This window comes from Planococcus donghaensis, assembly GCF_001687665.2.
Taxonomy (GTDB): Bacteria; Bacillota; Bacilli; order Bacillales_A; family Planococcaceae; genus Planococcus; species Planococcus donghaensis.
The window spans coordinates 2,676,980-2,701,349 of record NZ_CP016543.2 but is presented as its reverse complement, the minus strand read 5'-3'; the positions used below and the strand labels follow the sequence as shown (position 1 = coordinate 2,701,349).

Annotated in this window: 28 protein-coding genes and 1 riboswitch; of the genes, 26 read left to right on the top strand and 2 right to left on the bottom strand. The window is 42.7% G+C overall.

Annotated elements, in window-relative coordinates:
• Window positions 1–5 precede the first annotated feature (5 nt).
• From BCM40_RS13295 to BCM40_RS13285, 3 genes are read left to right on the top strand one after another with little or no spacing between them, the layout of a single operon-like run.
• A complete protein-coding gene (locus BCM40_RS13295; protein ID WP_065525477.1) occupies window positions 6–680 on the top strand; it encodes a uracil-DNA glycosylase in 675 nt (224 codons plus the stop codon).
• A gap of 60 nt (window positions 681–740) precedes the next feature.
• Window positions 741–1,013, top strand: a complete 273-nt coding sequence (locus BCM40_RS13290; RefSeq protein WP_065525478.1) for a YwdI family protein — start codon at window positions 741–743, stop codon at window positions 1,011–1,013.
• A 20-nt stretch (window positions 1,014–1,033) separates the two neighbouring features.
• Window positions 1,034–1,411, top strand: coding sequence for a DUF423 domain-containing protein (locus BCM40_RS13285; protein ID WP_065525479.1), 378 nt, complete (start codon window positions 1,034–1,036; stop codon window positions 1,409–1,411).
• Between the two features lie 385 nt (window positions 1,412–1,796).
• Here BCM40_RS13285 and hemQ read toward each other — a convergent pair whose 3' ends face one another.
• Window positions 1,797–2,546: a hydrogen peroxide-dependent heme synthase gene (hemQ, locus tag BCM40_RS13280; protein WP_065525480.1), complete on the bottom strand. Its 750-nt coding sequence runs from the start codon at window positions 2,544–2,546 to the stop codon at window positions 1,797–1,799.
• Between the two features lie 175 nt (window positions 2,547–2,721).
• On the opposite strand from hemQ, the gene lipL reads away from it, so the two are divergent.
• From lipL to BCM40_RS13265, 3 genes are read left to right on the top strand one after another with little or no spacing between them, the layout of a single operon-like run.
• A complete protein-coding gene (gene lipL, locus BCM40_RS13275; RefSeq protein ID WP_065525481.1) occupies window positions 2,722–3,543 on the top strand; it encodes an octanoyl-[GcvH]:protein N-octanoyltransferase in 822 nt (273 codons plus the stop codon).
• Between the two features lie 53 nt (window positions 3,544–3,596).
• Entirely contained in the window at window positions 3,597–4,901 is a 1,305-nt protein-coding gene (locus tag BCM40_RS13270; RefSeq protein ID WP_065525482.1) for an HD domain-containing protein, read from the top strand.
• On the top strand, window positions 4,902–5,396 hold the full coding sequence (locus BCM40_RS13265; RefSeq protein ID WP_065525483.1) for a YwgA family protein: 495 nt from the start codon (window positions 4,902–4,904) through the stop codon (window positions 5,394–5,396). It abuts the gene before it with no gap.
• 307 nt (window positions 5,397–5,703) lie between these two features.
• Here BCM40_RS13265 and BCM40_RS13260 read toward each other — a convergent pair whose 3' ends face one another.
• Window positions 5,704–5,889 (bottom strand): 2-hydroxymuconate tautomerase, encoded by a 186-nt coding sequence (locus tag BCM40_RS13260; protein ID WP_065525484.1) that lies wholly within the window; start codon window positions 5,887–5,889, stop codon window positions 5,704–5,706.
• 62 nt (window positions 5,890–5,951) lie between these two features.
• Between BCM40_RS13260 and BCM40_RS13255 the strand changes: the two genes are divergently transcribed.
• The 20 genes from BCM40_RS13255 to BCM40_RS13160 all read left to right on the top strand — a co-directional run bounded on the left by BCM40_RS13255 (window position 5,952) and on the right by BCM40_RS13160 (window position 24,362).
• A complete protein-coding gene (locus BCM40_RS13255) occupies window positions 5,952–6,467 on the top strand; it encodes a YwhD family protein (RefSeq protein ID WP_065525485.1) in 516 nt (171 codons plus the stop codon).
• 398 nt (window positions 6,468–6,865) lie between these two features.
• Window positions 6,866–7,699: a spermidine synthase gene (gene speE, locus BCM40_RS13250; RefSeq protein WP_065525486.1), complete on the top strand. Its 834-nt coding sequence runs from the start codon at window positions 6,866–6,868 to the stop codon at window positions 7,697–7,699.
• 3 nt (window positions 7,700–7,702) lie between these two features.
• Entirely contained in the window at window positions 7,703–8,575 is an 873-nt protein-coding gene (gene speB / locus BCM40_RS13245) for an agmatinase (RefSeq protein WP_065525487.1), read from the top strand.
• A 390-nt stretch (window positions 8,576–8,965) separates the two neighbouring features.
• Entirely contained in the window at window positions 8,966–9,463 is a 498-nt protein-coding gene (locus BCM40_RS13240) for an antibiotic biosynthesis monooxygenase family protein (protein WP_065525488.1), read from the top strand.
• 152 nt (window positions 9,464–9,615) lie between these two features.
• Window positions 9,616–10,839 (top strand): cation:proton antiporter, encoded by a 1,224-nt coding sequence (locus BCM40_RS13235; RefSeq protein WP_065525489.1) that lies wholly within the window; start codon window positions 9,616–9,618, stop codon window positions 10,837–10,839.
• A gap of 194 nt (window positions 10,840–11,033) precedes the next feature.
• On the top strand, window positions 11,034–11,441 hold the full coding sequence (locus tag BCM40_RS13230; protein ID WP_065525490.1) for a YwiB family protein: 408 nt from the start codon (window positions 11,034–11,036) through the stop codon (window positions 11,439–11,441).
• Window positions 11,441–13,102 carry an arginine--tRNA ligase gene (gene argS / locus BCM40_RS13225; protein ID WP_065525491.1) on the top strand — a complete coding sequence of 554 codons (1,662 nt, stop codon included), beginning with the start codon at window positions 11,441–11,443 and terminating at the stop codon, window positions 13,100–13,102. Before BCM40_RS13230 ends, argS begins: the two co-directional genes overlap by 1 nt.
• Before the next feature lie 45 nt (window positions 13,103–13,147).
• A riboswitch (cobalamin riboswitch) is annotated at window positions 13,148–13,334 on the top strand.
• 174 nt (window positions 13,335–13,508) lie between these two features.
• Complete coding sequence (locus tag BCM40_RS13220; protein ID WP_065525492.1) at window positions 13,509–14,480, top strand: ABC transporter substrate-binding protein; 972 nt, start codon at window positions 13,509–13,511, stop codon at window positions 14,478–14,480.
• Window positions 14,473–15,465, top strand: coding sequence for a FecCD family ABC transporter permease (locus BCM40_RS13215; RefSeq protein ID WP_065527664.1), 993 nt, complete (start codon window positions 14,473–14,475; stop codon window positions 15,463–15,465). Before BCM40_RS13220 ends, BCM40_RS13215 begins: the two co-directional genes overlap by 8 nt.
• 2 nt (window positions 15,466–15,467) lie before the next feature.
• Complete coding sequence (locus tag BCM40_RS13210) at window positions 15,468–16,934, top strand: adenosylcobinamide amidohydrolase (protein ID WP_065525493.1); 1,467 nt, start codon at window positions 15,468–15,470, stop codon at window positions 16,932–16,934.
• Window positions 16,931–17,884, top strand: coding sequence for an adenosylcobinamide-phosphate synthase CbiB (cbiB, locus tag BCM40_RS13205; RefSeq protein WP_065525494.1), 954 nt, complete (start codon window positions 16,931–16,933; stop codon window positions 17,882–17,884). The genes BCM40_RS13210 and cbiB overlap by 4 nt, the downstream gene beginning before the upstream one ends.
• Entirely contained in the window at window positions 17,871–18,950 is a 1,080-nt protein-coding gene (locus tag BCM40_RS13200) for a pyridoxal phosphate-dependent aminotransferase (RefSeq protein ID WP_065525495.1), read from the top strand. Before cbiB ends, BCM40_RS13200 begins: the two co-directional genes overlap by 14 nt.
• The gene (locus tag BCM40_RS13195; protein ID WP_065525496.1) at window positions 18,932–19,480 is read left to right on the top strand and encodes a bifunctional adenosylcobinamide kinase/adenosylcobinamide-phosphate guanylyltransferase; all 549 of its coding nucleotides are present in this window, start codon (window positions 18,932–18,934) and stop codon (window positions 19,478–19,480) included. Before BCM40_RS13200 ends, BCM40_RS13195 begins: the two co-directional genes overlap by 19 nt.
• Before the next feature lie 4 nt (window positions 19,481–19,484).
• Window positions 19,485–20,942, top strand: a complete 1,458-nt coding sequence (locus BCM40_RS13190) for a cobyric acid synthase (protein WP_065525497.1) — start codon at window positions 19,485–19,487, stop codon at window positions 20,940–20,942.
• Window positions 20,939–21,709 carry an adenosylcobinamide-GDP ribazoletransferase gene (gene cobS / locus BCM40_RS13185; protein WP_065525498.1) on the top strand — a complete coding sequence of 257 codons (771 nt, stop codon included), beginning with the start codon at window positions 20,939–20,941 and terminating at the stop codon, window positions 21,707–21,709. Before BCM40_RS13190 ends, cobS begins: the two co-directional genes overlap by 4 nt.
• On the top strand, window positions 21,682–22,266 hold the full coding sequence (locus BCM40_RS13180) for a histidine phosphatase family protein (protein ID WP_065525499.1): 585 nt from the start codon (window positions 21,682–21,684) through the stop codon (window positions 22,264–22,266). The genes cobS and BCM40_RS13180 overlap by 28 nt, the downstream gene beginning before the upstream one ends.
• Complete coding sequence (locus BCM40_RS13175; protein WP_065525500.1) at window positions 22,218–22,649, top strand: bifunctional adenosylcobinamide kinase/adenosylcobinamide-phosphate guanylyltransferase; 432 nt, start codon at window positions 22,218–22,220, stop codon at window positions 22,647–22,649. Before BCM40_RS13180 ends, BCM40_RS13175 begins: the two co-directional genes overlap by 49 nt.
• The gene (locus tag BCM40_RS13170; RefSeq protein WP_065525501.1) at window positions 22,621–23,211 is read left to right on the top strand and encodes a cob(I)yrinic acid a,c-diamide adenosyltransferase; all 591 of its coding nucleotides are present in this window, start codon (window positions 22,621–22,623) and stop codon (window positions 23,209–23,211) included. The genes BCM40_RS13175 and BCM40_RS13170 overlap by 29 nt, the downstream gene beginning before the upstream one ends.
• 1 nt (window position 23,212) lies before the next feature.
• Window positions 23,213–23,695, top strand: coding sequence for an ECF transporter S component (locus BCM40_RS13165; RefSeq protein ID WP_065525502.1), 483 nt, complete (start codon window positions 23,213–23,215; stop codon window positions 23,693–23,695).
• The gene (locus BCM40_RS13160) at window positions 23,685–24,362 is read left to right on the top strand and encodes an alpha-ribazole-5-phosphate synthase (protein WP_065525503.1); all 678 of its coding nucleotides are present in this window, start codon (window positions 23,685–23,687) and stop codon (window positions 24,360–24,362) included. Before BCM40_RS13165 ends, BCM40_RS13160 begins: the two co-directional genes overlap by 11 nt.
• Window positions 24,363–24,370: the final 8 nt, after the last annotated feature.

Here is a 24,370-nt window from a genome sequence, read left to right as displayed (position 1 = left end):
GCGAGTTGAATAAACGAATTTTCCATAACGACTGGCAAGACGTGCTAGGTGAAGAATTCGATAAGCCATATTACGTGAAGTTGCGTGAGTTTCTGAAAAAAGAATACGCGGAACAAACGATTTATCCCGCAATGGAAAACATTTGGTCAGCTTTTGAACACACTGCCTATCACGATGTAAAAGTCGTAATTCTTGGTCAAGACCCGTATCATGGCCCAGACCAAGCACATGGTCTGAGTTTTTCTGTTTTACCAGGAGTAAAGCATCCGCCAAGTTTACGAAATTTGTTGAAGGAATTACAAGAAGATATCGGCTGCGCCCAACCAAAGGACGGCCGATTAACCAAATGGGCAGATCAAGGCGTGTTAATGATGAACACCGTTTTAACCGTGAGAGCGGGCGAAGCGCACTCTCATCGTGATAAAGGGTGGGAAACGCTGACGGACGAAGTGATTCGCAAATTGTCTGAGCGCGACGAGCCTATCATTTTCGTATTGTGGGGCAAACCGGCGCAAACGAAAAAACGATTAATCGATGTGGAGAAACACGATGTACTTGAAGCGCCTCACCCAAGCCCGCTCAGTGCCCATCGCGGATTTTTTGGCAGTCGACCGTATTCAAAAGTGAACAGTCTGTTACAAAGCCGCGGGCACGCGCCAATCGATTTCTGTTTGGACTGACCTGCAGAAGAGTAGCGTGTTAAAATGAAATGAAATCAAAAACGGAGAGGGGGCTGTATCATGGCCATCGACACTATGCGAATTTTAAATGAAATTGACAAACACACAACACGTGCTCGTAGCGGCGATGTGGCAAAAGCTCGTGACTCGGTTGCTGCCATTCGTGCACTGTGCGATTTATTGTTAGAAGACGACCAACCAAGGAACGACATCCAAGCACCACGTGCCGTGCCGCTTTCTTCCCCTCAGCCACAACCGCAAACACAGACACTATCTGCTGGTAAAAAGCTGAAAGAAGAAGACGCAAACGGTGATTCACTGTTTGAATTTTAAATGGAAAGAGGAAATCGACTATGAAGTTTTTTTTAATTGCGGGAGCGGTTAATGCTCTATTGTCTGTCGCGTTTGGCGCATTCGGAGCGCATCTCTTAGAAGGCCGCGTCGCAGACAAATATTTAGATACATGGCAAACCGCTGTGCAATATCAAATGTTCCACTCGATTGGATTGATGGTCGTTGCAATCTTAATGAGCTCATCACTACTCGGTTCGCTTGGTTCATTAAACTGGGCAGGTTATTTGATGCTTGCTGGAATTATCATTTTCTCAGGTAGCTTGTATGTATTAAGCTTAACAGGGATTAGTATTCTTGGTGCGATTACCCCGATTGGTGGCGTCGCGTTTATCACTGCATGGGTAATGATTATAATTGCCGCAGTGAAAGCTTTGTAAATAGGTAAGAGGAGAGGCAATCCGCATTGTGCGGGTTGCCTTTTTTAGCGTTTGGACAGTAAATAGTGTGATTTGGACAGTATTTTATTGGATTCCGACAGTATTTGTTGCAAATCGGACAGTATTTTATTCCAATCGGACAGTATTTTATTCCAATCGGACAGTATATCCAAATAACTGGAAAATCATGCTGTGAGACTGCGGAAATTCTCTTATTTCTGGATTGGACAGTATTTTTCAGATTTGGACAGTATTCCACTTAATTTGGACAGTATTCAAGCGGAATCCGACAGTATTTCATCATATCTCGACAGTATATCCAAAAAAAGGAAGAATCAACCCGAAAATCAAACAAAAAAGCCGCCCAGAAGGCGACTTTAATCATTTAAACTTCTAAAAATTTAACCGTACGTTCAGCATCTAGGCGTGTGCCTACATAAAATGAACCGAATTCTGCGTAACGCGCGCTCACTTCATCAAAACGCATTTCGTAAATCAATTTTTTAAATTGAAGAACATCATCTGCGAACAATGTAACGCCCCATTCGTAATCGTCAAAGCCAACAGATCCAGAAATAATCTGTTTTACTTTGCCAGCATAACCGCGGCCAATTTTACCATGAGATAACATCAGTTCCTTGCGCGTGTCCATTGGCAACATGTACCAGTTGTCATCGCCATCGCGACGCTTGTCCATTGGATAGAAGCAAATATACTGCGAACGTTGAAGTTCTGGGTATAAACGTGCACGCACATGCGGATTTTGGTAAGGATCTTCATCTGATTTGCCAGCCAAGTAGTTGGAAAGTTCAACTACTGAAACGTATGAATACGTAGGAACGGTATAAGCGATCAATGTTAACTTGTTGTATTCTGTTTCAAGTTCGTTTAATTCGTCCATTGTTTCACGCAACATCATGAGCATCAAGTCGGCTTTTTGGCCAACAATTGAATACAAGGCATGTGCGCCGGTTTTATTTTCATCGGCTTGGTTGATTTTGTCCATAAATGCTTGGAATTCGTCAATCGCGAATTGGCGCTCTTCGTCCGTTAGCATTTTCCACGAAACCCAGTCCATTGAGCGGAAATCATGGAGAACGTACCAGCCGTCTAATGTAATTGCTGCTTCATTCATTATTCAAACACTCCTTTTAATATCAATCTCTCATTTTTCAGTTTAGCACAACAAGCATCGAACTTCCTTTAAAACTAACGCCTGTCACGAATTCGACATAGCGCACACGGCTTTTCAGCGCATGGTGAAAAGGGTAGACTGAAGATAAGGAATTGTAGAAAGAGGAGAAGTGGGCATGCCGTTATTTTTTGAAGAAACAGCTTGGCGTTTTTGGGATCAGTCGCTAAGCGCAAAAAGTCGCTCTGCGCTTGAATCATTTGCCGCAGACGACACATTGTGCGAATTGGTGGGGTCAGGAAAAAGCGCACCAACCATTCGAACATGGGTACATGACGATACAGTAGTGTTAGGAATCCAAGATCATCGCTTACCGCATATTGAAAAAGGCATGGATGTGTTAAAAGACCATGGTTTCACACCAATTGTTCGAAATTCTGGAGGATTAGCAGTGGTGCTGGATGCCGGTGTTTTAAACATCTCGCTCGTCTTGTCGGAAAAAGACAACGCCATCGATATCTCAGCGGGTTATGACTTAATGCTTGAGTTGGTGCGCGAACTTTTCCCGGAAGCTACGATAGAAGCGTACGAAATTGTCGGCTCGTATTGCCCAGGTTCTTATGACCTCAGCATTAACGGTCAGAAATTCGCAGGTATTTCACAGCGCCGAATTCGCCGCGGTATCGCCGTGCAAGTGTATTTATGTGTCGAAGGCAGTGGAGCACAACGCGCTGAAATTATTCGAGACTTTTACAATGCGGGACTACAAAACGAAGAAACCAAATTCACTTACCCAGAAATAAAACCTGAAACGATGGCATCGCTCAGTGAGTTATTGGGAAGAAAAATTACAGTTCAAGAAGTGGTAATCGATCTTCATGATTTAATGGGGGGACCGACACCCATGTCGTTGCAGCCCGATGAGACAGAGTTATACGGATTTTATTTAAATCGCGTTGTCGAACGCAACCAAAAAATGCTCGAACGTTCCCTTGAATAGAAGCGAGACCCTAGTGTAGAATAGCTGGTACATGAAAAAACGGAGGTGCGCAAGTGAGCTACGCAACACAAAAATTAGCTGAAGAAAAAGTTTTTAAAGATCCGGTTCACCGATATATCCATGTGCGCGACCAAGTGATTTGGGATTTGATCAATTCGCGTGAAGTTCAGCGTTTGCGCCGAATTAAGCAATTGGGCACCTCTTATTTAGTATTCCACGGCGCGGAACATAGCCGGTTTAATCACTCACTTGGTGTGTACGAAATTGTACGCCGCATTTCGGATGATATTTTTCATGGTCGTCCGGAATGGGATGAAAGCGAACGTCTTGTCGTATTATGTGCAGCACTTTTGCATGATTTGGGACATGGGCCGTTCTCGCACTCATTTGAAAAAGTTTTTGCACTTGATCACGAAGAATACACGCGGAAAATTTTACTTGGAGATACGGAAGTTAATGAAATTCTTCAAAAAGTGTCTACAGATTTTCCAACAAAAGTGGCAGAAGTGATTGCAAAAACCTATTCAAATAAACAAGTCGTTTCCTTGATTTCCAGTCAAATAGATGCGGATCGCATGGATTACCTTCAGCGAGATGCTTATTATACAGGGGTTTCTTATGGCCATTTTGATATGGAGCGAATTCTTCGCGTAATGCGCCCACTAGATGACCAAGTTGTTATCAAGTCGAGCGGGATGCATGCGGTAGAAGATTACATCATGAGCCGTTACCAAATGTATTGGCAAGTGTATTTTCATCCGGTTGCTCGCAGCGCCGAAGTTATTTTGCGAAAAATTCTTCAACGGGCAAAAGAGTTAAGTGCAAGTGGTTATAAATTTGAACAACCGCCAACACATTTCCTGTCATTTTTTGATCAGAGCTTTACATTGAAAGAGTATTTGGCATTGGACGAAGGTGTTTTAATGACTTATTTCCAATTGTGGATGACTGAACGCGATCCGATTTTAGCGGATCTTTGCGACCGTTTTGTGAATCGACGTCTGTTTCAGTATGTCGATTTTGACCCAGGCAAAGATTACAAAAAGCTAGGTGAATTGGCGGAACTGTTCCGGTCTGCCGGCATTGACCCGGAATATTATTTAATCGATGACTCTACGTCTGACTTGCCATATGATTTTTACCGACCAGGAGAAGAAGAAGAGCGTTTGCCGATTCATTTATTGATGCCAAACGGGGATATTAAAGAATTATCACGTTTGTCTCAAATTGTAGATGCCATTTCGGGGAAACGCAGAACAGATTATAAATTGTATTTTCCAGCTGAGTTATTAATTGATGGCAAGAAAACAGCAATCAAGCAGCAGATTTTGGAAATGCTTCGAGAAGGAGGGGTATAGTTGCTCCAGGGACACGCAAAAATCGTGGACTTTATTGCCGCAGCGGAAGGTGTAACCGGCCGCAAAAAATTGCAGAAAATGATTTACATAATGAAGAAACTAGACATCCCTTTTCAGGAAAAGTATGAGTTTCATATTTATGGACCGTATTCAGAAGAACTAACTGCTCGTGTAGAAGAATTATGCGACATGGGGTTTTTGTCAGAGACATTAGAAGACAAAGGTTCTTATGTTCAATATAAATATAGCGTAACGGAAGAAGGCCAAGAATTCCGTAAAGTTTTGGGGAAATCAATTTTGGATAACCCTCTCACTGCAGGAAAATTAAATGCTAAAAGTGGTCGTTTTTTGGAATTGACCGCGACACTACTTTATTTTGATCATCTAAATCGTCAAGAACAAATCGATAAGCTGCATGTAGTTAAAGGGAAGTTAAACTTTACAACAGCAGAAATCGATGAAGCTTTTGCATTTATTGAAGAGTTAAGCTCATAAAAAAACTCCCGTTATGGGAGTTTTTCAGGTATTGAATGAGGGACAGGCACTTTCACTTTTCTAGTTGTCTAGCTCCAGCAGCCAGATTCTAGGGTCATAAGCCACGCTAGCTGTGCGGCTGAAAAACGCCGCTTCGCCAGCGTGGCTTATGCCTGTCGAATCTATACGGCTGCTTTCACTTTTCTTTGATCCAGTTGCAAGTGCCTAGCTCCTCGGGACATAAGTCAACCCAGCCGCGTGGCAAAGAGCGCCACACTGCCGGTCTGTCTTATGCCTGTCGGAGCTGAACAGGCACTTTCACTTTTCTTTATTGATCGCTAAAGAGTTTGCCTTTTGTGCCGTAATCGCTTTTTTTCATGTCTTCGATAAAGACAGTGACGTTCTCGATTGGCGCGCCAGTTGTTTCAGAAACAGCTTCAGATACCTTTTCAACTAGTGCGCGTTTTTGATCTTCTGTGCGACCTTCGAGCATTTTTACAGTGACGTATGGCATAATGGATGCAGCTCCTTTTTCTTAAGAATACTATCATCATAGCAGAACGGAGGATTCAGACAATGGCGAATGAAGAAAAACCAAAACAAAAAGTAGGATTTACTATTATAAAAAACGATCCGACGGACGGTCATAAAGGATACGGCATCGGGTCTCTATCTTTGGAAAACGTTTCTCCATTATTTATTGATGTGGAAGAGCAAGAAGCTTTTATCGATATTGGCGCCATGCATGCCCGCAGTGAAGTTGAACGTGGCATCAAATTTACAACAAACCGCGAAGATTCAGAAGGCGGCAAAGATTACTGGCTTGTATGGATCACGATTGATTTTAATCCTATAGGGCCTTATTATGCAGGAGTTGCAGCGTGTGAAATGGTCGTGAACCGTGAAAAACGCAGAGGCTATAAAATATTGGCCGATCATGTTAACCGTATGGACAAGTCGATGAAACGCAAAATTCTTGTTGATCAAATGGATGAGCCATCAAAACGCGTGCTGGCCGACTATTTGGAATCGCATAATGCAGAAATGTGGAACAACAGCTCAGAGCAACTTCATCAAGACCTAGGTAGATGATAAGTAAAGATACATTTCTAATAAAAAATTGCTTTTTGAACAGAATGTGACATTTCAAATTGCGTCTACCGGATGGTTGAAGTTGTCTATAAAAGGCAGTACACTAGAACTACAGCTTTTCAATAGAAAGCTAGGACACCTGATAGCGAGCAAGTGCCGTGAGCCATTGCGATAAAACCCAAGCCCAATGCCTCATGTCTCTTTCTCCGCACCATCAGGATATAAAAAGGTTTTCTGCGAAGGGAAAAGATTCCCTGTGCAGAAAACCTTTTTATATTTAGTGTAGTGTGGCGAAGAGCGGGTAAAGAAGAGTATGAAATAAATATTGCACTTTTTTTGAAAACACTTATACTTTTTTAAGTGGATTTTATTCAGAATGAAAAGGAGTTTGATTATAGATGGCAGGATTTTGGTATACAGAAAAGCAAACAGAAAACTTTGGAATTACGATGAAAATTAATAAAACTCTTCATACAGAACAAACAGATTTTCAATATCTTGAAATGGCAGAAACAGCAGAATGGGGCAATATGCTATTTTTAGATGGCATGGTCATGACTTCTGAAAAAGATGAATTTGTTTATCACGAAATGGTTGCACACGTACCGTTGTTTACACACCCTAACCCTGAGAACGTTTTAGTCGTTGGCGGCGGTGATGGCGGCGTAATCCGTGAAATTTTAAAGCACCCGTCTGTTAAAAAAGCAACACTTGTCGATATTGATGGAAAAGTAATCGAGTACTCGAAAAAATTCTTGCCAAGCATTGCTTCAGGCCTAGAAGATTCACGCGTGGAAGTAATTGTTGGCGACGGTTTCATGCACATTGCAGAATCAGACAACGAGTTTGACGTAATTATGGTAGATTCAACAGAACCTGTTGGACCGGCTGTAAACTTATTCTCAAAAGGCTTTTATGCAGGAATTTCAAAAGCATTAAAAGAAGACGGAATTTTTGTCGCACAATCAGACAACCCATGGTTTAAAGCTGATTTGATCAAACAAGTTCAAAGTGATGTAAAAGAAATTTTCCCAATCACAAACTTGTATTTGGCGAACATCCCAACATACCCAAGTGGTTTATGGGCGTTCACAATCGGTTCGAAAAAGTACAACCCACTAGAAGTACCAGCAGAACGTTTCCATGAAATCGACACGAAGTATTACACGCCAGAGTTGCACAACGCTGCGTTTGTTTTACCGAAATTCGTGAAAGATTTGACAGGAGAATAACACATGAGATTTGACGAAACGTATTCAGGAAAAGTATTTATCAAAAGCCACCCGAATTACGAAGAATCAAAAGCGGTTCTTTACGGCATGCCGATGGACTGGACAGTTAGTTACCGTCCAGGTTCTCGTTTTGGCCCGAACAAAATTCGCGAAGTTTCAATTGGACTAGAAGAATATAGCCCGTACCTTGATCGTGAACTGGGAGACGTTAAGTTTTTTGATGCAGGCGATATTCCATTACCATTCGGTAATCCGGAAAAAAGCTTAGCGGAAATCGAAACGTATGTACACACGCTTTTAGCGGATGAAAAAATTCCTATGGGTATGGGTGGCGAGCATTTGGTGTCATTGCCAGTAATGAAAGCAGTCGCTAGCAAATACGACGACCTTGCGATCATTCACTTTGATGCACACACAGACCTTCGCGAAAACTACGAAGGCGAAGAATACTCACATTCGACACCAATCCGCAAAATTGCAGATCATATCGGACCGAAGAACGTTTATTCATTCGGTATTCGTTCAGGAATGAAAGAAGAATTCGACTGGGCAAAAGAAAACGGCATGCACATTTCGAAATTTGAAGTGCTGGAGCCGTTAAAAGAAGTATTGCCAACACTAGAAGGTCGCAATGTTTATGTCACGATTGATATGGATGTATTAGATCCTGCACACGCACCAGGCACTGGAACAGTTGATGCGGGCGGTATCACGTCTCGTGAACTATTAGCATCTATCCACGCTATCGCAGCGTCAGGCGTGAACGTAGTTGGTTTTGATCTTGTGGAACTAGCACCCGTTTACGACCATTCTGACCAAACGGCGAACACAGCAAGCAAACTAATGCGCGAAATGATTTTAGGCTGGGTTAAATAAGAAAAGCGTAAGCGGCCGTGTAGATTCGACGGGCGTAAGACGCTCTGGCGAAGCGGCGTTTTTCCAGCCGCATAGCCAGAGTGGCTTACGACCCTAGAATCTGGCCGCAAGAGCTAGCCAATAAGAAAAGCGTAAGCGGTTGTTCAGTCCCGACAGGCTTAAGGCAGAACACGTAGGAAATCTAGATTTCCGTAGTGGGCTGACTTAAGACCCCGAGGGACTAGCCGCTAGAGCTAGCCAATAAGAAAAGCGTAAGCGCACTTTAAATACATTAAAGTCGGCCTGGGAAATCCAGGCCGACTTTTTATTTTTTTCACAACCCCAAATTAGAATCTTTCATCTAAAAACGATAAGATAAAAGAAACGAGCGAACTGAAAGAGGTGCTGACGATGCAATTGTATAAATGGACAGGTCCACAAGATCAAGCGGAAGACTTACTAGAAAGTTTGTCGAATGCCGAGCTGACTCTATTGAAAAACGATGAAGAATCGGTAGTGCTTTACGAAACAGACGGAGGGCCAGGTTTAAAGGCGTCTGAAGCGTATGAAGTATTAAATGCTGTGGGTGAATTTGCGGAAGGTCACTATGCGGTATTTAACAACATTCCCGTGACAGATGAAGGTCGAGAGCTTTTTGAATCGCGTTTTCAAAATAGAGCAGGCATGGTAGAAAAAGAGCCTGGATTTGTTGCAATTCGCGTATTGCGTCCACTCGATTCGGATGTTTACGTCATCCTGACTTTATGGGAAGACAAACAATCGTTCTTAGACTGGCAACAGTCTCAAGCATACGGTCATGCGCACGCGAAACGCGGTACCGAAGAAGGAATCGATAAACGTCCAAACATTTTTCCGCGCTCTTCTTTTGTAACCAGTTACACGAAATAAATAAAGCAGTTGCCTAAAGTAATGTTAAAACCAGTCTCCTTTATGGGAGGCTTTTTTATGTCTTACGCAAATTGAATTTTAAGTATGTGTTTAGTAATGGGCAATAAGAGATATAGTTGGAGTAAGCAATTATCCGGAAAGGAGTGTGACTTATGCATGAATTTGATGAAGTCTTTATACAGGTCTTAGTATTACTAGCCATTGCGATAACGGTTGTCGGCATCGCTAGAAAAGTAAAGCAGCCAGATACAATCGCGTTGGTTTTAGTCGGACTTTTACTTGGTACTACCAGTTTTCCATTTCCTTTTATTGACCAAGCCGAACAATTTATCACCCAATCAGAAGTTTTCCAGGTCATTATCATTTCTTTATTTCTCCCCATTCTGCTTGGGGATGCTACGTTAAAACTTCCTTTTCACCATTTGTATAAACGAAAAGAAACTGTAATCGGTCTTGCTTTAGGAGGGACGTTTATCTCGTTTGTGCTTATTGGCTTTTCAACTCACTTTTTACTCGGTCTTCCTTTAGCAGTCGCTTTTACATTTGCCGCATTGATGAGCGCAACCGATCCAATCAGTGTGTTATCCATTTTTAAATCAGCAGGCGTTTCAGAAAAACTTTCAACGATTATGGAAGGTGAGTCCCTCTTTAATGATGGTATTGCCATCGTCCTTTTTCAAATCGCGTCTGTTTATTTGCTGACCTATATTGATATGGGCTGGGCAGGATTAGGCAGTGGCGTTTTGCTATTTCTTCGTTTTGCAGTAGGAGGCATATTGGTTGGGGTCATTCTGGGGTACCTGTTTTCACAAGTTATTCGCTTTTATGACGACTATCCTTTTGAGATTGCGATATCGGCATTATTGTTTTTCGGTAGTTATTTTATCGCAGAACATATCCACGTATCCGGAATCATCGCCGTTGTAGCAGGCGGATTTGTTTTTAATGATTACGGCGCTAGAATCGGGATGTCTAAGTTGACGGAAAACGCGATTAATACGTTTTGGGATGTCATCACACTTATTGCGAACTCGTTAATTTTCTTAATTGTTGGATTGGAAATTCGCAATATCGATTTTTCCGGTCAATGGGGGACTATCTTTTTAGCCATTATCATCGTTTTACTGGCAAGAGTGGTTGCGCTATTTTTCAGCACGATGCCAGCCAAAGATTTAAATCGAAAAGAGCGAATTTTATTGAATTGGGGTGGACTAAAAGGCAGTTTATCCATTGCTTTGGCGTTAAGTCTTCCGGCAAGTTTCGATGGCCGTGAAACGATTTTGATATTAACGTTTGCCGTCGTCTTGTTTTCTCTAGTTATCCAAGGTTTAACCATCAAACCGTTGATCAAAGTATTAGGATTGCAGTCAAAATAACACCGGAAATTTGAAGAAATGAGAAATTAGCCGATCCTAAAAAAGGATCGGCTTTTCCTTTAAATTAGTCGAAATTCATCTCACATCGCATTTAGATAAAAAGAACTGGCGTAAACAATGGGTGCTGTATTGAAAAAGCCGAGTGAATCGGGCTATAATGAGAAGGTTATTATTTGACGGGGAGGCGGAGAGACATGCAAAAGACAGTAGAAATAAAACTGATAACGACGATCCGTCAGCCGGATATGGAAGAACAAGTGATGGTGTTGGAATCTCATGGAACATTGACAGAGAAAAACCAGCTGCGTTATTTGCAATATGCTGAACAGCAAGACGATCTTGAAATTCGGACGACGGTAAAACTTCAAGAAAATGAAGCAGTGATTATGAGAAGCGGCGGCTTGCAGATGCGGCTCCCTTTTTTATTACATAAAGAACAAACCGGCAATTTAACAAATGAACAAGGTTCGTTTATGTTGACGACCAAAGCGCATGAGATTTTCGTCAGCGACACACGGTTTATGGTCCGCTACGATTTGTCATTGGGCTTAGATCATGTCGGGGAATATGAAATGGAAATACAATTTATGGAGGCTAAATAATGAATGCAGTAGAACAAGTTCAACGTGCCATTAAAACAGCATTTGCAGAAGCAATCGAAAAAGCAGAATTAACGACAGAAGCTGTTGAAGTACAATTAGAATCACCAAGAGATAAAACCAATGGAGACTATGCTACGAATATTGCGATGCAATTAACACGTTTGGCGAAAAAGCCACCTCGTGCGATTGCTGAAGCGATTGTAGCGAATCTTGATAAAGATGCTGCAAACATTCAAACAGTGGATATTGCTGGACCAGGATTTATCAACATTACGATCAAAAAAGATTATTTGCAGGATGTAGTCAAAACCGTACTGGAGCAAAAAGCAGATTACGGTCGTTCATCAGCAGGTGGCAATGAACGCATCCAAGTTGAGTTTGTTTCGGCGAACCCAACTGGTGACTTGCATTTAGGTCATGCGCGCGGCTCGTCAGTCGGCGATTCGCTTTGCAATATTTTAGATTTTGCTGGATACGATGTATCTCGTGAATATTATATTAACGATGCCGGTAACCAAATTAACAATTTGGCATTATCAATCGAAGCGCGTTATTTTGAAGCGTTAGGTAAAGGCGATAGCATGCCAGAAGACGGCTACCGTGGACAAGATATTAAAGATATCGCCGAAGCATTGGTTCAAGAACATGGCGATAAATTTGTTAGCATGACGCACGAAGAACGTTTTGAAACGTTCCGTGAACACGGTTTAAAAGTGGAATTGGCTAAACTGCAACAAGATTTAGCAGACTTCCGTGTGGAATTTGATGTTTGGTATCCAGAATCGTCTCTTTACAAAAACGGTAAAATTGATGAGGCTTTGGCTAAACTTCGTGAAAACGGTCATGTCTATGAAGAAGACGGCGCTACTTGGTTCCGTTCAACAACGTTTGGTGATGACAAAGACCGCGTATTGATTAAAAATGACGGTTCGTACACATATTTAATGCCTGATATCGCCTATCATGAAGATAAATTACAACGCGGATTTGGGAAGCTGATCAACGTTTGGGGTGCCGATCACCACGGCTATATTCCACGTATGAAAGCAGCTATTGAAGCCCTTGGTTATGATCGCGATACCCTTGAAGTTAGCATTATTCAAATGGTGCAATTGTATAAAGACGGCGAAAAAATGAAGATGAGCAAACGTACAGGAAAAGCTGTAACGATGCGTGAACTTGTCGAATTAGTTGGATTAGATGCTGTGCGTTATTTCTTCGCCATGCGTTCAGGCGATTCGCATATGGACTTTGATTTGGATTTGGCGGTTTCACAGTCAAACGAAAACCCAGTTTATTATTCGCAATATGGGCATGCTCGTATTAGCTCGATTTTACGCCAAGCAGAAGAACAAGGTTTATTGGCTTCAGAAGAACATTTAAACTTATTGACTTCTGAAAAAGAAATTGATGTCTTGAAAAAAATCGGGGATTTCCCGCAAGTCATCGCAGATGCAGCGAAACAACGCGCACCTCACCGCATTACAACGTATATTCAAGAGTTGGCGTCAAATTTCCATAGCTTCTACAATGCCAACAAAGTATTGGATGCATCAAATGTCGAAATGACTAGTGCTCGCTTAGCACTGATCACAGCTGTGAAAACAACGTTAGCCAATGCATTAAAAACAGTGGGCGTCAAAGCTCCTGAAAAAATGTAAGCAAAAGCTAAACAGTTACGTGTATAATGAAAACAGAATTAGAACTTAATAGCGATTCATAAAGGTGCTTATGTCTAAGAACATGAGTTAAAAGGGAAGCCGGTTTGATTCCGGCGCGGTCCCGCCACTGTAAGTGAGAGGAAATTGCCATATGCCACTGAAGCAATGCTTTGGGAAGGTGCAAAGACCAATGATCACAAGCCAGGAGACCTGCCTTTATGACAACACACCCATACGCCTGCGAGGAAAGGCTGGATGCGCATGCTTTTTTATGGCGTCCTTTCAATCCCTCGCAGAACTTTGCGGGGGATTTTGTTTTGTATCGGTTTTTAGTAATCCACAAAACAGCTTCCGCCTGCAGCGATTGCTGACAAAAATAACACTACCAACCAGGGGGATTTTAAAGATGAACAAGATTTGGAAGTTTGGAGCAACAGCAGGATTAGCAGCAGTTTTAATGGCAGGGTGCGGAGAAACCGCGACACCTGAAGAGGACGTCGAAACACCAGCAGAACCACCAACTGAAGTGGGAGATGTTGAGTTTCCCGTAACGCTGACAGATGCAGCGGGCAATGAAGTTGTAATTGACGAAGAGCCTGGAGCGATTGTTTCCATGATTCCTTCTAATACAGAAATTGCATATGAACTGGGATTAGGCGAAAAAATCGTTGGCGTATCGGATTATGACAACTACCCAGAAGCAACAGTTGACGTTGAAAAAATTGGGGGACAAGAATTTAATGTAGAAAAAATCATTGGTCTTCAGCCAGACTTAGTCTTGGCTCACGAATCAGGATTAGGTGTGGGCGATGCGGGACTACAGCAATTACGTGATGCCGGACTTGATGTGTTTGTCGTTCAAAACGCAGCGAGCTTTGAGGAAGTGTACGATTCAATTACAACAATCGGAGAAGCGACAGGTAGCATGGAACGAGCGGAAAATATTGTCTCGGAAATGGAAGCTCAAGTAGCATCGATTGAAGAATTGGCAGCAACAATCGAAGAACCAAAAACGGTTTTTTTAGAAGTCGGTAGTCAGCCGGATATTTACACAACTGGTAGCGGGACATTTATGGACGAGATGTTAACGCTAATCAACGCGGAAAATGTTGCTGGCGAATTAGAAGGATGGGTTATTATGGACCCAGAAGCAATTGTTGCAGCAAATCCAGACGTGATTATTACAACCGAAGGCGCTTATGTTGAAGATGCCGTAGGTCAAATCAAATCTCGTGGTGGTTTTGCAGAAGTAACAGCAGTTAAAGAAGAAGCAGTTTACAGCTTAGATTCAGATATGCTCACTCGTTCTGGCCCACGTTTAACAGCGGGACTAATGGAAATGGCTCAGGCAGTATACCCTGATGTGTTCAATGAGTAAAAATATAGTAGCATATAGCGTTTCGCTATTTATTTTAGCGGGAGCGATATTGCTAGGTGTCACGGTCGGGACGGTATCCATATCACCAGTGGTGCTATGGAATCCTTCGTTCGATGAAGCGGCTGCCAATATTTTATGGAATATTCGTATGCCACGTGTCGTTTTAGCAGGGCTTGTTGGTGCGGCATTGGCGATTGCTGGTGCGGCATTTCAAGGGCTCTTGAAAAATCCATTGGCCGATCCGTACACCCTGGGAGTGTCTTCCGGTGCCTCAGTCGGCGCTGTGATGACGCTCTTTTTTGGTATCTCTATTCCATTTTTAGGTCCATTTACTTTACCGGTTATGAGCATGATCGGCGCATTACTGACGATGCTAGCTGTTGTCAGTTTTGCGAAATTGGTGGACCGCTCGATGAAAATGGAAACCGTGATTTTGACGGGGATTATATTTAGCTCTTTTCTTGGATCAATTATTTCGTTGATGATTGCCTTAACCGGAGAAGAGTTGAGACAAATTATTGGCTGGTTACTCGGAAGCGTATCAATGCGTGGTTGGCCATATGTGCGAATGGCATTACCTTTCGTATTAATCGGATCATTCGTATTGTGGCTCAAACGTCGTGAGTTAAACGCCATGTTGTTTGGTGAAGAACGCGCACAACATCTTGGTGTCGATGTGAAAAAAAGCAAAATGACAATTTTAATTGGTGGTTCGGTACTAACAGGAGCTGCCGTTTCCGTTTCAGGAACCATTGGTTTTGTTGGTCTAGTAGTGCCACATATGACTCGTTTGCTTTGGGGATCAGATCATCGCCATGTGTTGCCTTTATCTTTTATCAACGGGGCTGCTTTATTAATCGTTTGTGATTTAGTATCAAGAACGATTATTTCCCCGACAGAATTGCCGATTGGTGTCATTACTGCGTTTATCGGAGCACCGGTATTTGCCTTTATCTTTTTCCGTCAACGCAAAGGAGGGGTTTAACGATGCTTGAAATCAAGAGACTAACAGGCGGGTACGGGGACAAAAAAATCGTTGAGAATGTATCCTTCACTGTTAACAAAGGCTCTATACTCGGTATTTTAGGACCGAACGGCAGTGGGAAATCAACGTTAATGAAGTTAATCAGTGGCGTGTTGCCAGCGACTAGTGGCGAAGTTCGAATTGAAGAGACGTCTATTGCAGATTTTCCGGCAAAAGAACTAGCGAAAAAAATGGCGGTATTGCCTCAACTTCATGCTCACTCTTTTGCTCATACCGTTCGGGAAACCGTATCACTTGGTCGTTACCCTCACCAAGTAGGTTGGTTTTCATCTTGGTCCATAGAAGATGAGCATGCGGTGAAAGAAGCTATGCGATTAATGGACATTAGCCACTATGAAAAAACACAAATTGATCGTTTGTCCGGTGGCGAACAGCAACGTGTTTTTGTCGCACAAGCGTTAGCGCAAGATGCGGGGATTTTATTGCTCGATGAACCAACAAATCATTTAGACATCAATCACCAAAAAGAGTTGCTCGACACGATAAAAAAACAAGCGATCGAAAAAAACTTAACGATTGTATCGATTTTCCATGATATAAATTTAGCATCTATGTATTGTGATCAATTATTGCTGCTCGATCGAGGCACCATCGTTCGCATCGGTGAGCCGCATGAAGTGGTGCGAGAGCAGGATATTGAGGCGGTTTATAAAACAAGAGTTAGCAACCATCCGCATCCGGAATTGCCAAAACCGCAAATCACATTATTGCCAGGAGTGAAAAATGAAATAGCAACCCATCGCATCTGTGCAGAAGACTTTGTCGTTTCAAATGATATGGTGTTGTATCAAAGCCCGACGCCATTAAAAACGGTTTCTTCAGCTGTGGTGAATGCAGGTTCTGGATGGTTCCGTAATTTTATGAACCGTCACGTAGATGCAGCTTACAACGTAAATGATAGTGTTCAAGAAATGACCGAGTTTATTGCGGGAAATGGGTTGAAAACTACGGATACAGTAGGGATGATGACCGCCGTTCAAACACAAGACGCCATCGTCAAGGAATACGAAGGGCCGTTTGGTTCCGTCGTCATTGCCGTGACTGCTGGAGTCGGCAATGGTGTCGACGTGTCAAAAGCGGTAGAACGATCCGTCCAAGTTGGTACGATTAATACATGGATCATGGTCAATGGTGTTTTGTCAGACGAAGCATTTATACAAGCGATGATTACAGCGACCGAAGCGAAAACGAAAGCGCTTCAAGAAAGAAGAGTCAAAGACCCGCTCACAGGTACGATTGCAACAGGTACATCAACTGACAGCTGTTTAGTAGCGGCGACGCAACAAGGTAAGAAGTTACCTTATGCAGGACCCATTACCGAGCTTGGTAAATTGATCGGAGTCGGCGTTTTTGAATGTACCATTGAAGCCCTCATATTATATGAGTTAGCGAAAGCGGACAACGGATGATGTCACATCTTTTAGCGATTTTTTTAGGGATCATTATCGACCGCATTGTTGGAGATCCACTTAATTGGCCACACCCCGTTCGTTGGATTGGGAGAGCAATAAAAAACTTAACCAATCGGTGGAATCGTGGGAATGTTGCATTCCAAAACGGATTTTTGCTTCTTGCAACCATTGCGGTTGCTGTATTCATAATTGTATATGCCATTGTCTTTTTAGCTTATTCGATTCATCCAGTTGTTGGTATTGCGATAGAAGCGTTGTTAATCGCTTCAGGACTGGCGCAAAAAAGTTTGAAAGATGCAGCAATGGATGTTTATCACCCACTTATCGATCAAAATATGGAATTGGCACGTGAGAAGTTGTCCTGGATTGTTGGAAGAGATACAGATGGATTAGATGAAAGTGAGATTACGCGTGGCGTTGTCGAAACGGTTTCCGAAAACACAAGTGATGGCGTAACCGCACCGTTATTTTGGGCGTTTTTATTAGGAGCGCCTGGTTTATGGCTCTACAAAGCGGTGAATACACTGGATTCAATGGTAGGTTACAAAAATGATGAATTTAAGGAATTTGGATTTGCTTCGGCAAAAGCGGACGATGTCTTGAATTTCATTCCGAGTCGCATAACAGGCTTTTTACTTATAATCATGACAAAAAGCCACCAAACACTCTCATTACGTCAGCGTCTTCAAATTTGGTTGCAAGATGCCCCTAAGCATCCAAGTCCAAATAGCGGCTGGTTAGAAGCGGCAACGGCTGTACAGTTAGGCGTTCAATTAGGCGGAACCAATTGGTACCGGGGTGTTAAATCTCACCGTGCGCTCATGGGAAGGCCGGTTTACCAACTCAAAGCACATCATATTAAAGAAACAATTCAACAGATGAAAAAAGTGACAATTGGATTTTTTATTTTATTTGCGTTAGGAGGAGTCTTACTTGGAATTGCCTAATCATGGAGCCAATCCACTGCGCTTATATAAACAAGCGGGTATCAGCCCGCCCGAACAACTAATAGATTTCAGTGAAAATGTCCATCCATTTGGACCTCCTGCGTTTTTAAAAGAACAATGGTCGGAAATGTACGCGTTAATCGGCTCTTATCCAGATCCGGACGGTGAACCGTTTCGAACGTCAGCAGCACATTTTCATCAAGTTGATGTGGACCAAGTAGCTACAGGAAACGGAGCAGCTGAGGTGTTTACTTGGCTGGCTAAAAGGTATAGAAACCAACAGGTTGTGTTAGTTGAACCGGCATTTTCGGAATACCGTCAAACTTTAGAAGCAGAAAATGTTGAAATTCAGACGATTCAATTACAACCGGGAAACGGCTGGATATTAACACTTGAAAGCATTCAAACTACTATATCCGGCTGCAAAGCGCTTTATATATGCAATCCGCATAATCCGACCGGTGTTTTCATACATATTAAAAAGCTTCAGCAAATCGCGAAAACCTGTCTCGAACACGATTGTGAACTGGTACTTGATGAAGCATTTATCGATTTTATTGGTGAGGAAGCTTCTTTTATCCCTTTTTTAAACGAGTTTCCAAATGTCATTATTGTTCGGTCAATGACCAAAATGTATGCGATTCCGGGTCTGCGTCTTGGCTATGTAGTTAGTCAGAGGAAAACAATTGAGCGATTAAAAAAAGGAGCGGCGCATTGGAACGTCAATGCGTTGTCCGCGACAATCGGCGCAAGTTGTTTGGAACAACGAGATTATCGTGAAAAGGTGATCAAAGTGGCAACAGCTGAACGAGAAAAAATGCAACAATTTTTAGCCATGTATCACTGCGAGACTACCCATTCTGCGGTGAACTTTTTGTCTTTTAAGCTGCCTGAATCAAAAAACACTTCTGCCTTTTTTACAGACCTTTTAAAAAAAGGAATTGTTCTTCGCCATACCGAATCTTTTCAAGGAATGAATGGCCAGTGGTTCCGAATCGGGATGAAATCACCTGACAATATGGAAAAACTTCGGGAGGCGATTAGCGAATGGCTCGAGGCGAATTGATTTTTATTAGCGGCGGCGTTCGCAGTGGCAAAAGTGCTTATGCCGAAACGATTGTCCGCACATTTGGCGAGACTCGTAAAGTTTATATCGCAAGTGGACAAGCGTACGATGAGGAAATGAAAGAACGGATTGAACGCCACCGTGACGACCGTTTGCAAGACAACTGGTTCACAATCGAACAAGCACACAAAATGGAAAATGCTATCGAAAAACTACAACCGCATGATTTAGTGTTGTGGGATTGTGTGACGACCTGGCTTGCCAACGAACTATACGAAGGCTGGGAAACGGGTAATATGTGCGTTGATAAAGCCGGATGTATGGAAGCGAAATGGACGAGGTTGCAAGAGACAATCGATCAAATGCTAAACGCAGTTGAACTATTGACCATTGTTTCAAACGAAGTGTTAGATGACTTCGTGCGTGATGAACGATACCAAGCATGGCTCGGTAAAATTCACATTTGGTTAGTGGAGAAAGCGGATCAAGCAATTGAGATGGAGAACGGTCTGGCTTTTAGAAGGAAGTGAAAACATGCGCGGAATAATGATTCAAGGAACTTCTTCAGATGTCGGCAAAAGTATGCTGTGTACCGCTTTTTGCCGAATTCTTTCGGATGAAAGCGTGAAAGTTGCTCCTTTTAAATCACAGAACATGTCAAATAACTCTTATGTGACGATACTTGGCGAAGAAATTGGTCGCGCGCAAGGCGTGCAAGCAGAAGCAGCTCGGACGATAGCTACTGTCGACATGAATCCGATTTTATTAAAACCTGAAAGCGGCATGAAATCGCAAGTGGTGTTGTTCGGTAAAAAACTTGAAACGATGGACGGCATGGACTACCGAGCGCAATTTTACGAAAAAGGATTACAAGCAATCGATCAAGCACTGACCAATTTAGCAAAAGATTTCACGCATTTAGTTATTGAAGGAGCGGGAAGTCCCGCTGAAATGAATTTAAACGACCGCGAACTGGTCAATATGACAGTTGCAAAACGGGCAGATGTTCCCGTAATTCTTGTGGCTGACATTGAACGTGGTGGCGTCTTTGCCTCAATTGTTGGAACGCTCGCTTTAATCCCAGAAAAACAACGAGTGAAAGGCTTGATCATCAACAAATTCAGAGGGGACGCCAAACTTTTTGAAGATGGTGTGCAGTTTTTAGAATCGTATACAGGAATTCCAGTTCTTGGTGTGATTCCTTATATGGACAGTCACGAAATCGAGCAAGAAGATTCACTTGGAGTGGGTGCGGTACAAAAACAATCCACGATTAAAGGTGCAATCGATTTGGTGGTGTGTGAGCATCCATACATATCCAACTTCACGGATATTGAACCGTTTTTAACAGAGCCGGACGTATCGGTTCGTTGGGTAAAAACCGTTGAAGAAATCGGACAACCCGATATTTTACTAGTGCCTGGCACGAAGAGCACGGTTGCGGATTTGCGGTATTGGAAAAAGCAGGGGTTAGCAGAAAAATTACAATCATTAGCAAAAGATACATGGATTGTCGGTTTATGTGGTGGCTTTCAAATGTTTGCGGAAACCTTGTCAGATCCATATGGACACGACGGTGTTGCAGTAAAAGTTGAAGCGGGTTTTGGCTTGGTGCCAAATATGCACGTTAGTTTTGAAAAAGAAAAAACCGTTCAACGTCAAAAAGGCATAGTGAAATTTGATGCTTTAGAAGTCGAAGTGAGCGGCTATGAAATTCATCATGGTCGAGTCACAGGAATCGAACATTCGCTAGTTGATTATGGAGAGTCAGTTGAAGGGTATTATCGTGACCGCATGATTGGAACGCATTTACATGGTTTTTTCCGCGATCGGAGCTGTAGAACTGCATTTTTAACACCGATTCGCAAACAGAAAAACTTACCGATTCAAGTACATGAAAAATCGGAAGATCCTTTTAATCGCTGGGCCAAACATGTTAAAAACCATATAGACTGGCAGAAAGTCACAGAAATAATGGGGGCAACACCATGACTCGGCAATTAAAAACCGGATTTTTATTGGCGCTTCAATTTTTCTCAGTCATTCCTGTTAAAAAACAATTGCCGATGGAGAAAGAATACATTACGACTATGTATGCCATGCTCCCTCTATTAGGTTTGTTGTTCGGCAGTGTTTTGGCTAGCACTGTCTGGTTGCTGCGTGATGCAACAGATATTAGCTCTTTACTGCTCGGCTTTATCGTGGTGTTGATTGGGATGGTGATGACCGGTGGATTGCATATGGACGGTTTGGCAGATACGGGAGATGCCTATTTTTCTTACCAAGATCGGGACAAGCGGTTGGCGATTATGGGAGACCCGCGAATTGGAGCTTTTGGTGCGATGGTGTTAGTAGTGGCCATTGTGGGCAAAATTATCCTTGTTGCAGAAATCATTAACGAAGTGTCGTTTTTATGGATTTTGTTAGTTCCTGTGTTTTCACGAATTGGCTTATTGGGCTTATTCAGTACTACAAAGCCAGCCAAGCCTGATGGGGTAGCAGCTTTTTTTCAGCAACGAACCAATCATAAAAAGCTGCGACTACTTGCAATTATCGCAACTGTAGTGAATGTAGCGCTCTTGATTGCAAGTATGGGCAATGGAAATGCGCTGTTAATTGTAGTTGTTGTGATTCTTGTTTCGTGGCTATACCGCATTTGGTGCTTACGCAATTTTGGCGGTGTCACAGGTGATTTGTTAGGTGCATATGTGGAAGGAGTGGAGATTTTAGTATGGATGACTTTTTTGTTCTTCGTTTAATTCGCCATGCTCCAACACGAGGAAACGAGCAAAAACGTTATATTGGCTGGACCGATGAATCGGTTTTGCCATTTGACGCTAAACCTGATTTGCAGAAGAAAGAAGTTATGGGCAGTGATTTAAAGAGATGTCGAGAAACGGCAGCTGTGTTGTTTCCAAATGCCATATACCGAGCAAACAGAGAGTTACGGGAATGTCATTTTGGACAATGGGAAATGAAAACCTATGAACAGTTAAACAATATTCAACATTATCGCGACTGGATAGATGATCCGTGGAACATCAGTCCGCCTGGTGGTGAAAGTTTAAAAGACATGGCGGAGCGGGTTGAACGAGGTATGCGAAAAATACCAAATGGCAACGAAGTTACGTTAGTTCTACACGGGGGACCGATTCGTTACTTAATCGCGCAAGCTTTAGGTGAGAGATTTCAAGATCAAATTGCGCTACACGGAGGTTGCCATAAGTTAACATGGCAAAGTCGCCAAGCGTTTGAGGAGCGAGCATTATGCACATCGTTTTCGGTGGAGCCTTTAACGGCAAACGACAATATGTGAAAAACTTGATACAAAATGAAGAAGCATCTTGGCATGAAGGTATGATGCCACCATTGATACGTAATGATTCCGTGACGGTAATTGCTGGAGTGGAGCGTTGGGTAAAAGATGAACTCGAACAAGGTTTAACAGAACCGCAAATAATAGAGCAAGTCAAAAAAACGCTAAGCTCTAGTCAATCAAAACAAATCTGGGTGTTAACAGATTTAAACCGAGGCATTGTACCAACAGAACGGATCGAGCGTGAAACGCGCGACCTTGTTGGCCGAATGTATCAATTTTTATTTTCAGAAGCACAACAAATTACACGGATTTGGTACGGTATTCCACAAACGATAAAAGGGGCGGATCAAAATGAAAATTTACACGAAAACCGGGGATAAAGGACAAACAAGTTTAATCGGAGCGCGTACTGATAAAGATGCACCGCGCGTTGAAGCATACGGAACGATTGATGAAGTTAATTCATTTATCGGCAAAGCGATGACTGAATTGGCACCTGAAACTTATGCGGATCTGTTGGAAGATTTAGAAGCGATTCAAAATGAATTATTTGATTGCGGTGGCGATTTGGCAGATGTTCGAAAAGAGCCAAATTATAAAATGACGGAAGAACCAGTAGAAGTTCTAGAAAAACGCATTGATGAATTGATGGAAGAACCACCACTTCTCGAACGTTTTATTTTGCCAGGAGGAACTCCGGCTGCTGCAACGCTTCACATCGCGCGCACAATTACGCGTCGTGCTGAAAGACAAACAGTTACGTTGCTGAAGTCTGGAGAGGACTTTCCTCCAGTGGTACAGCGATATTTAAATCGGTTGTCGGATTATTTATTCGCAGCGTCACGTGTCGTCAATTCACGTGCTAATGTGCCAGATAACGAATATGTGCGTAGTGCCAAAGTATTTAAGAACGGCGGACGCAGTAAGAAATCGGTAGAGTAAGATGACTACGAAAAAATTAGCACTTGCGGCTTTATTTATCAGCTTGTCCGCAATAGGGGGCATGATTAAAATTCCGCTCGGCATAGCGTCTATTGCACTTGATGCAACACCAGCGCTAGTAGCGGTACTTTTTTTTTCAGCGCCACTTGTTGGGACTATAGCGGCGTTCGGGCATTTGATTTCCGCATTGTTCGGTGGCATGCCACTCGGCCCCTTTCACGTAATAATCGCAATCGAAATGTGGGCAGTCGTATGGTTGTTTGCAAAACTGCATCATGCAGGTAAACATTGGCTGAAATGGCTAGCATTTATCATTGGTAACGGTGTGGTAGCGGCTATCCCGTTTTACTTTTTATTGTCGCCCGCATTTTTTTATGCGGCTGTCCCCGCACTATTAATAGCTTCCTTGATCAATGCCGCAGTAGCCGCGCTCTTACTGCCGTATGTAGTAAAGGCTAGTGGAGGTTCGGGGCATGCGACATGAGTTATTAATAGATGGGCTTGTCATCACTTCCGATAACTCGGCAGCAATCGGTAGAAAAGAACAAGATGTGGTACAAGTTTCTGACACCGTTACAGCAAAATTTGCGGCACGTGTCGCCTTGCTCGAACAATGGGCAGCAGGCAGCGAACCGCAAGCAGTACTCATTCACAATTTTAGTGGAGCTTCGAGTTGGGAGGCCTATGTCGAAGGGGTAACCGAACTTTTCGTAGAAGCGCAATTAGTGCTTCCAGCTATTTCTGGGAGTACTGAAACCAATATGCCTACAGTGCAATCGGGTATCGCAGTGACGATGATCGGCAAGGAATTGCGAAAGTACATGTCAGTCGACTCTTTAGATTGGTTTGTTTACGGCGTCCCGCTAGTTGGCCAAGAAGTCTTGACTCATGTGCATCAAACGGCCAATCTGGCACTACTTAAAAAAGCGCTCGATACATCTTTAGTAGAACGAATTTGGCCGGTTGGCTCAAAAGGCATATCGAAAGAATTCGAATTGCTAATGAAGCGACCGGTGAAAATTTTAACTTCAGTAGATTCAAAAAAATCTAGCGGACCTGCTAGTTGTGTTTTAGTTGGTGTGCAACACGACAACCTGGAACAAGCAAGGCGGTATTTTGGGGAGCATATGTATTCCATCCAATTTGTATAAAATCTAAG